This window comes from Gluconobacter sp. Gdi (assembly GCF_014132155.1).
Lineage (GTDB): Bacteria > Pseudomonadota > Alphaproteobacteria > Acetobacterales > Acetobacteraceae > Gluconobacter.
The window spans coordinates 48,995-56,208 of record NZ_BLJQ01000011.1 but is presented as its reverse complement, the minus strand read 5'-3'; the positions used below and the strand labels follow the sequence as shown (position 1 = coordinate 56,208).

Sequence of the window (7,214 nt, the reverse complement as noted above, 5' to 3'; positions counted from 1 at the left end):
CAGCTCATCCACGCCAGGCGACGTCCGATCAATCCGCAACACACTCGCCCAGATCAAGCGCAGCACGCCGAAAGGAGCCGCGAAATGACCCAGAACACGGAACAGAACGTGCGGACGCGAGATGAGCAGATAGACGCGCTGGCAGATGGCATAGCCAGAGAAGGCTACGCTGACACACCTGACTATGCTTTAGCGGAACGCCATATCCTCGAAGCCGAAGCCCGAGGCGCGGAAGAACAGCGCCGGAAGGATGGGGAGGGGCAGAAGCCCGTTGCGTGGCATTATTACGACGAAGAGGATGATGACGGCCGTGGTGGCTGGCGGTACTCCAGTTCGAAGTTATCCAGTCGGTATGAAGACGTCCATCCGCTCTATGACCGTCCCGCCAACGTCACGGCGCTGGAAGCCCGCATTGCGGAGCTGAAGGAAGCCGAGCAGCTTGCGCGGGCTGATGCCGAGGTGAGTAAGGCGCGGGTTGAGGTGCTCGAAGGGGCTTTGTCTGCTGTTTCAGAGAATAAAACTGATGATTGCCCCGGCTCGTTCGATAGACCGTACATCGAGAAGCTAGGCTGGGCAGCAGAGTGGTGCCGACGCAAAGCCCGCGCTGCCCTCACATGCGAGGGAGGAGTGTGATGCGTTTAATCCATGAAATAGGTGTCAGGCCGCACGAATTTGAGGCTGTATCGCGCCGCCAGAAGACCTCTGAAGTCTGCATTGATGCCCCGAGTTATCAGGTCGGTGATCTGGTGGAATTGTATCCCTGGAACAAGACGATGGGACGGATAGGCGATCATTCCATAATCCGGGAAATCACGTTTGTCCGTACGGAAGATGATGGTCCAGGGCTTATGCCTGGTCACGTCATGATCTGCTTTGGTGAACCATCATGAATGGTCGGAGGGATGCAACCCGAGTGCGCAAGGCTTGGCATGCGCAGATAATGGATCCCGCCTACGGTCTAGGTGAGATTATTTACGCCCCTACGGCGAGCAAGGCTCGATACCAGAAATTTCTGGGAGCAGATTGTGATTCGATCACTTTCGCCAGCATCCGCGTAAAGCGGATGCCGGATGAGGACATCATCTTGCCAGCAGTCGATGCGGTCACGGCTGCGCTGGATGAAGAGGCGAAATCAGTATTGAACCACACTCTGATAAACAAGAGATTCTACACCGCAACGGATGACAAGGCGATTTGCAGCCTTGTTAAGGCTGGTCTGATGAAAGCCACGGGCCGGGGATGGAACACGGGTGAGTCTTATTTCGTCCTGACAGATGCTGGACACACAGCGGCCGTGTCTTTGCGGCCGATTTATCCAAATTATCCGGAGTACCGAGCATGAGCGTGCGGACGGACACGGCGCGGCTGGACTGGTTAGAGGCCAATAAACTCCAGATTGGTTTCCACCAATTTGGAGGCATCCCCAAGCAACGCCTGAATGAATGGGCAGTCTGGAACTGCTCCGGTAGTAGATGCCAAAAATTAAGCTCCAGCGACAACATGAGAACGGCGGTTGATCTTGCAATGGAAAGAGAAACGCATGATTGAGCCGCGTTTCCTTACCCGCGAACAAGCCGCCGCTTATGTCGGAATTGGCATCACCACGTTCAATCAGGAAGTTTCACTTGGCGTCTGGCCACCACCACGGATCCGTGGCGGCAAAGGCGGCCGCTTGACGTGGGACCGTAAACTGCTGGACCTCTACGCGGACCGGGATTCAGGAATTGGAGTGGTGGCGCCGGCTGCAACCAGCGCCACCGTTCCTGCGAAGCCCGGCTTTTCATCACCTCTTGCGGAGAATATGAGTGCCACGCTCACGCAGAACAGGACTGAACGTCGTGCGCAAGACACGCGCCGACGGCAGCATCATTGAGTATTTTTACGACCGACAGACTCGGAAATTTCTGGGCCACAACAGAGAGGCAGCGCTTGCCTCTCTGGAAAACCTGTCGCCATTGCAGGCGGCCGGACTTAATCCGGGCACCATTGGCGCATTGATTATCGATTATCTTGAATCGGAAGCCTATCGGAGCCTGTCGCCCCGAACGCGCAACTTGTACCGGAACTATCTGGACAAAATGCGCGAAGATTGGGGACTGCACCCCGCCCGTGCCATCACAAGACAAGATGTCCTGGCGATCCGGGAACGATTGAGCGCAACCCCGCGAAAGGCTGATCAGGTTCTTTCCCTTCTCCAGATGCTTCTTGGCCGTGCGAAGGACGCCGGCATCATTGACGCAAACGTGGCTGAACGTTTCAAACGGCAGCACACGACGAAGCGCAGCGAGATCTGGAGCTATGAGATGGAAGATGCGTTCCTGGAACGCGCACGCCCGTCTCTCCAGCTGGCCTACCTTCTCCTGCTTTATACCGTGCAGAGGCCAGGCGACGTCCTGACCATGGATGACAGCCGCATCTCTATCCGCAGCGGCCGCATGTTCATCGCACTGCGACAGGAAAAAACCGGCGCACTGATTGACGTTCCGGTACATGCGCGCCTGGAACCGCATATTAAGAAGCGCTTGGAAGATATTGCAGCTGAACGCTCTTCTGAAAACGTCATTGCCGCACGAATCGGGCCAGCTACGCAGAAGCTTCTCGTTCCTAGCCCGACTGGAAAAGTCTGGGCACCACGAAATTTTGCCCGTGCTTGGGACGCCGTGATGAAGCGGCTTGCCTACGCCTACGCGCGCCAGCTTCTGAAAGGTGGCGCAACACGAGACCAGGTTAAAGATGAACTTGCCGCGAATCATCGGCAGCGCCGTGATCTGAGAAGAACGGGAATTGTTCGGTTGGCCGAAGCTGGCGCGACGACGCCACAAATTGCCGCCATCTCTGGACATGCGATCGACTATTGCCAGCGCATCATCGATACGTATCTGCCAAGACGGACGGAAGTGGCTGTCGCAGGAATGGAAGTTTGGGAGCGCCATCAGATGCGCGAGACGTCTAAGATTGTTTCGATTGCTGCTACGCGCGGACGGCTGATGTGAACAAATCATCTTAATTAATGATGACCTACTTAAGTGTATAACCTAAGCAGGTCGTCACAATTAGTTACCAGAAAGAAGACTTACAAATACGAATGCCCGAGGACGATCGATCGTACCATTAAGACGCTCAAGATGAGCGGATACCTTCTTCTCCTTTATCCATTCAGGGAAGGAGTGTGTCTGGAGTCTGTTTACGTATCCAATCTTATTACCTTCAGCCATTACCTTAATGGCACACTTGTCATGAGAATTTTGCTCATCCAACTCAAAGGTAAGTGGCTGACCGATCTTCAAACTGCTCCGTATGTCGTTCGGCTGGTGACGAAAACCCGCAACCTCAATCAGAAAGTCACATGGCGCGGTATAACCACGCAAAGGATCCACGAATGAAAAATTATCACCGGGGAGCTTTGCACCAGTTCGAGCCAGCAAAGAGAAATCCGACAAATGCATATCGGGAGATAAACAAAACTTCTCAAGGAATAATGGAAAATCAGGACGAGTGCGCGGAGGTAAGCGCCTCATAAAATTTTCTCTCACTCCATCCGTATGCTCTCGTCGCATGGAAAATGCTGGATAGCCCGAAAATCCAAGATCCTTCGCGGCACGGAGAGACTTGCCACCGTTATGTTGCGCAAATTCCTCGTCTTCTGTGAAATACCGAAGATGGAAATTATTCTCATCACCTTGCAGTACATTCGCGACAGCCCAGTGCCTCCTGTCAGCCGTAATATCCGGCGACTGCCAGCAAAGATACATATGGATCGCTTCTTGAGAGTTCTTAATCCAGCTTGTCACTGCAGCCCCCTCACTTAACTAGGTCGAGAAGCGCCATTTGACGCCTCATTAGCAACTTTGACACAAACTTTGCTCGCTCAGGCGTAAACGGAAGAAATGGAAGATCGCAGTCGACGCACTCATCCAAAATCTTTTCCACGTCACCCTGACTAAAATTTAACATGTTCCTCAAGACATCTTTCTGCCTGATATCGGCGTCGATAATTTTTCGACATAGCTCCAGATGTCCTTCACCTCGTTTGGTAGTTGGCGTATCCCACGAACAATGATGGTGCCCACCTGCAATATAGTGATCTAACGCGGCATCTGTCCCTTTTGTTTCCAGATCCACTTCCCTCGTCTCATACCCTAGACTCGTTCCGTTATCGAAAGCGGGGCCCATCATTGCAGACGTGCTGCCTTCTAACAACGAGTGCACTGCTGAGAGGATGCCCGGCTTCACCTTAAAAAGGAATCCCCAGTTCTGAGGGTGGCGATCACTATTTCCTATCAACGCATCGAAAAAGATAACCCGTGTCCACCAGTTCTCAACAGCAGATGGATCCACTCCAATCTTTCGACTTAGCCATAGATTCAGTTTTAGAAGATGAGGGCGACCACGCTTTTTATCAACAATGACACGAGCCAAAAAATCGGCGCCATGCACGAACCTTGTTAATTGTGCGTCTGATGAATTGGGCAAAAATGACTCCATGAGAACTCCGGCCTCTCCGGTAGATCTCATAAGAGCTGGGAAACAGCGGGGAGCATCCACACCAACCATGTCTGCAACACGGTATGCTATGACTTCAGACCATAGTTGATGGCGCTGCCAAACACTTTTAGCTGTTTTGAAAATATAGGTATGACCAGGCAACAGGCCCATGGTGCCACAGTGCGACGGCGCAATGACAACACGCTTGGGCTGAGAGCCTACGGGATGTACCGGAAACTCGGGATCATCTTCCCACTCATCGATACTGAACACATACATGAGTATTAGATCTCAGCTTCAAAATAGTAGAAAAACTGAGACATACGGTGCCGGTTACCCATAGCCATTGCAAACCATCTGCAAACGCTTGCAAACCCAACAGAGCAAAAACGGCGCTAAATGGCGCGCCCTGCTGGATTCGAACCAGCGACCCACAGCTTAGAAGGCTGTTGCTCTATCCAACTGAGCTAAGGGCGCAGTAAAGAAACCTCAAAGACTGGTCGGGGCGCCCGGACTCGAACCGGGGGCCTCCTGTACCCAAAACAGGCGCGCTACCAGGCTGCGCCACGCCCCGAACCGAGGCGGAACTTAGGTGGTATAAGTTCCGGACGCAATAGGGTTTTTTCAATCTTTTTCATTTCTTACGAGCGGAGGCACAAAAAGTGGTGCCGTATCCCATGGAAACAGCACCCAGGTGTCCTGAGCGACTTCCGTGACATAGTGATCGGTCAGCGGTTTTCCGTCCGGTTTGGCATACAGGCAGGCAAAAACAGCCTTGGGCAGCATTTCACGCACGAACTGAGCCGTAATGCCGGAATCAACCAGATCATCGACGATCAGGAAGCCTTCACCGTCACCTGCGGCAGTTGGCGCTTTCACAACCTTCGGCTGGTGCTGCGTGCCTTCTTCACCAGCGTAGCTGATGACAGAAACGCTTTCGATCAGGCGGCAGCCCATTTCACGGCCAAGAATAGCTGCGGGGATCAGGCCACCACGCGTAATCGCCACGATACCGCGGAACGGACCGTGCTTTTCCATGAGCGTCGCAGCAAGAGTACGGGCGTCACGATGGAGCTGGTCCCAGGTGACGGTTGCGTACGTTACGGGTTTGGGTGTGGATGTAGCATTCATGTCTCTCATCTGCCTTCCGGCTCGGAATTTTGCAATAAACTTGCACGCCGGAAGTGACTAATGTGCCTGAATGATTGAACCAGCATTACGAGCCCTTCCCGGCCTCGGCCCACTGATTATCAGCCGAATCTGTTCCCAGCTTTCTGCTACGACGCTGACAATTGCCATCGGCTGGCAGATGTACGCCCTGACCCATAGCGTTTCGTCGCTGGGCTATCTGGGCCTTGCACAGTTTCTACCGATGGTTCCCCTGACATTCATCTCCGGACACGTCGCGGACCGTTTTAATCGCCGCAGCGTGGTGCTGATCTGCCAGATTCTGGAAGTGCTCAGCACGGGCGCCCTTGCCGCCATCGCAGCCATGCATTGCCTGACCCCGGCCTATGTGTACGCTTTTGCAGCGTTCTACGGCACGCTACGCAGCTTCGAGATGCCGTGCCAGCAGGCGTTTCTTCCAGCGATCGTTCCCCCTCAGCTTCTGCCCAGAGCACAGGCCCTGATGTCCTCGCTGTTCATGACGGCATCCATTGTGGGGCCGAGCCTGGGCGGCCTTCTCTACGGACTTGGGTCAGTCATCTGCTACAGCCTTGCGACGCTTGGATTCGCATTGGCGTTTCTAGGAACGCTGGCTCTGAAATTGCGCCATAAGGTCGCATCAAAAGAACCCGTGACGTTCGCCTCTGTATTTGCGGGCCTTGGTTTTCTAAACAGACGTCGCGACCTTCTTGGTGCAATTTCCCTGGATCTGTTTGCAGTTCTCCTTGGTGGTGCCACGGCCATGCTCCCCGTCTATGCGGATAGCGTTCTTCATGTGGGGCCAATCGGGCTGGGCTTTCTGCGCGCAGCCCCCGCGCTCGGAGCGCTCTTTACATCAGCCTGGCTGTCTCGCCATCCACTTGGGGGCCGTGCTGGAATTACGATGTTTGTTTCCGTGATTGTTTTTGGAATCGCGACCATCGTATTCGGCGCTTCGCACATCACATGGATTTCAGTCGTCGCCCTGATGGTTCTAGGAGCAGCAGACGTCATTAGTGTTGTCGTCCGGTCGTCACTCATTCAGCTGGCTACACCAGACGCCATGCGCGGAAGGGTCTCCGCTGTGAATTCGCTGTTCATCGGCTCCAGCAACCAGCTGGGCGAATTTGAGAGCGGAATGCTGGGAACAGCCATCGGGCCCGAAGCAGCGGTTATCGCAGGCGGCGTAGGAACAATTCTTGTCGCGGCAACGTGGATTCGGCTCTTTCCCAGCCTATGGGCGCTGGATCGCCTAGAAGACGTCAGACCAGAAGAACTCTGAGCAAATCCAACGAACTCATCACCGGAACGGCATCAAGCTTCCGGTGATGGTCAATCAGTACAGTAGATATGAAAAAAGCCCCGTAAGGGGCTTTTCACTGTACCGAACCAGTTCTTTCAAGAAGAAAGAGTGGCTCCCGAAGTAGGACTCGAACCTACGACCCAGCGATTAACAGTCGCTTGCTCTACCAACTGAGCTATTCGGGACCGGTGAGGAGGTATTTAGTCCAACCGCCGGGGTCGGTAAAGCCCCTTTTTTCATATTTCTACATTTTTCTGAACTTTCTTCAGTAACCCGCAGA

General features: G+C 53.8%; 10 protein-coding genes and 3 tRNA genes. 7 read left to right on the top strand and 6 right to left on the bottom strand.

Annotated features, from left to right (window positions below):
* Positions 1–84 precede the first annotated feature (84 nt).
* From JN414_RS13955 to JN414_RS13930, 6 genes are read left to right on the top strand one after another with little or no spacing between them, the layout of a single operon-like run.
* Positions 85–633: a hypothetical protein gene (locus tag JN414_RS13955; protein WP_202208480.1), complete on the top strand. Its 549-nt coding sequence runs from the start codon at positions 85–87 to the stop codon at positions 631–633.
* Complete coding sequence (locus JN414_RS17270) at positions 615–890, top strand: DUF3850 domain-containing protein (RefSeq protein ID WP_375781687.1); 276 nt, start codon at positions 615–617, stop codon at positions 888–890. Before JN414_RS13955 ends, JN414_RS17270 begins: the two co-directional genes overlap by 19 nt.
* Positions 887–1,342, top strand: coding sequence for a hypothetical protein (locus JN414_RS13945; protein WP_237390084.1), 456 nt, complete (start codon positions 887–889; stop codon positions 1,340–1,342). Before JN414_RS17270 ends, JN414_RS13945 begins: the two co-directional genes overlap by 4 nt.
* Positions 1,339–1,548, top strand: a complete 210-nt coding sequence (locus JN414_RS13940; RefSeq protein ID WP_202208476.1) for a hypothetical protein — start codon at positions 1,339–1,341, stop codon at positions 1,546–1,548. The genes JN414_RS13945 and JN414_RS13940 overlap by 4 nt, the downstream gene beginning before the upstream one ends.
* Complete coding sequence (locus tag JN414_RS13935; RefSeq protein WP_202208475.1) at positions 1,541–1,873, top strand: DNA-binding protein; 333 nt, start codon at positions 1,541–1,543, stop codon at positions 1,871–1,873. The genes JN414_RS13940 and JN414_RS13935 overlap by 8 nt, the downstream gene beginning before the upstream one ends.
* On the top strand, positions 1,839–2,993 hold the full coding sequence (locus JN414_RS13930) for a hypothetical protein (protein WP_202208473.1): 1,155 nt from the start codon (positions 1,839–1,841) through the stop codon (positions 2,991–2,993). The genes JN414_RS13935 and JN414_RS13930 overlap by 35 nt, the downstream gene beginning before the upstream one ends.
* Positions 2,994–3,053: 60 nt before the next feature.
* Here the strand turns inward: JN414_RS13930 and JN414_RS13925 are convergent, their stop codons facing one another.
* From JN414_RS13925 to gpt, 5 genes are all read right to left on the bottom strand, one after another.
* Entirely contained in the window at positions 3,054–3,791 is a 738-nt protein-coding gene (locus JN414_RS13925; protein WP_202208471.1) for an HIRAN domain-containing protein, read from the bottom strand.
* Between the two features lie 10 nt (positions 3,792–3,801).
* Positions 3,802–4,764: a HipA domain-containing protein gene (locus JN414_RS13920; RefSeq protein WP_202208469.1), complete on the bottom strand. Its 963-nt coding sequence runs from the start codon at positions 4,762–4,764 to the stop codon at positions 3,802–3,804.
* Between the two features lie 121 nt (positions 4,765–4,885).
* A tRNA-Arg gene (locus JN414_RS13915) sits at positions 4,886–4,962 on the bottom strand.
* Between the two features lie 20 nt (positions 4,963–4,982).
* A tRNA-Pro gene (locus JN414_RS13910) sits at positions 4,983–5,059 on the bottom strand.
* A gap of 50 nt (positions 5,060–5,109) precedes the next feature.
* On the bottom strand, positions 5,110–5,625 hold the full coding sequence (gpt, locus tag JN414_RS13905; RefSeq protein ID WP_086633629.1) for a xanthine phosphoribosyltransferase: 516 nt from the start codon (positions 5,623–5,625) through the stop codon (positions 5,110–5,112).
* Between the two features lie 61 nt (positions 5,626–5,686).
* Between gpt and JN414_RS13900 the strand changes: the two genes are divergently transcribed.
* A complete protein-coding gene (locus JN414_RS13900; protein ID WP_064273089.1) occupies positions 5,687–6,913 on the top strand; it encodes an MFS transporter in 1,227 nt (408 codons plus the stop codon).
* Between the two features lie 130 nt (positions 6,914–7,043).
* Here the strand turns inward: JN414_RS13900 and JN414_RS13895 are convergent.
* Positions 7,044–7,119 (bottom strand) — tRNA-Asn (locus JN414_RS13895).
* Positions 7,120–7,214 lie beyond the last annotated feature (95 nt).